Source organism: Bacillus sp. FJAT-27001 (genome assembly GCF_019039175.1).
Lineage (GTDB): Bacteria > Bacillota > Bacilli > Bacillales > Bacillaceae > Bacillus > Bacillus velezensis.
The window spans coordinates 1-1,064 of sequence record NZ_JAHOAA010000008.1 but is presented as its reverse complement, the minus strand read 5'-3'; the positions used below and the strand labels follow the sequence as shown (position 1 = coordinate 1,064).

At 41.0% G+C, this 1,064-nt stretch carries 1 pseudogene; it reads left to right on the top strand.

The features are described from left to right. Window positions 1-94: 94 nt before the first annotated feature. Window positions 95-1,064 (top strand): annotated as a pseudogene (locus BGM27_RS17815) (IS3 family transposase); the annotation flags it as partial.

Sequence of the window (1,064 nt, the reverse complement as noted above, 5' to 3'; positions counted from 1 at the left end):
GGGACTGACCCCATAAGATGAGACAAATAAAAACACCTTCAAGTTTGAATACGGATGATTGTTATCCGAAATTAGACTTGGAGGTGTTTTTTCTATGGGGACAAGAGTGAGTTATCCGGTTGAAGTGAAACAGAAGGCTGTAGAAATGAGATTGGCAGGCGTACCTATGAAAGAGATCCTGCAGGAGTTGAATATTAAGAATAAGACACAGGTTCAGACATGGGTTAGATGGTATAAGGCTGGTGATACACATCGATTCGAACAGCCTGTTGGAAAGCAATACACTTACGGAAAAGGTCCGGAGTATTCTTCCGATTTAGAGAAACTGCAGGCAGAGATTCGTTACCTGAGACAACAGAATGAAGTTTTAAAAAAGTACAACGAATTGGAAAGGAAGTTGATAGCGAAACGTCAGTCGAACTTGTAGAAATATTGCACAGCACAATGACCGTACAGGATATCTGTATTCATTTAGGTATCTCTCGAGCGTCTTATTATCGTTGGAAGAAGAATCTGATGAAGGATCATCCCAAGCGCCATTTGGAAAAACAAATCGGCACGTTGTGCCGAGAGCACAAGTATCGATATGGATATCGAAAAATCACAGCCATACTAAAAAAGAGAATGTGTATTAACCATAAAACGGTTCAACGTATTATGCAGAAAAATCAATGGCAGTGTCGGGTTAAGGTGAAAAAGCGCAAGAAGGATGGGCAGCCATATGCCGTGGTCGATAATATATTGGATCGGAACTTTCAGTCTGATCGTCCTCTTGAAAAACTAGTAACGGACATCACATATTTGCCTTATGGACAGAAACAATTGTACCTTTCCAGTATATTAGATTTATACAATGGAGAAGTGATTGCTTTTACTATTGGGGATAAGCAGGACACAGCCTTTGTCTTAGACACACTTGATCAGCTACCAATGCTGCCTGAGAACTGCGTGTTACATAGTGACCAAGGTTCTGTGTATACATCTTACGAGTATCAAAAAGCTGTTAAAACAAAAGGCATTACCATGAGCATGTCCCGCAAAGGGACGCCCGCTGATAATGCCTC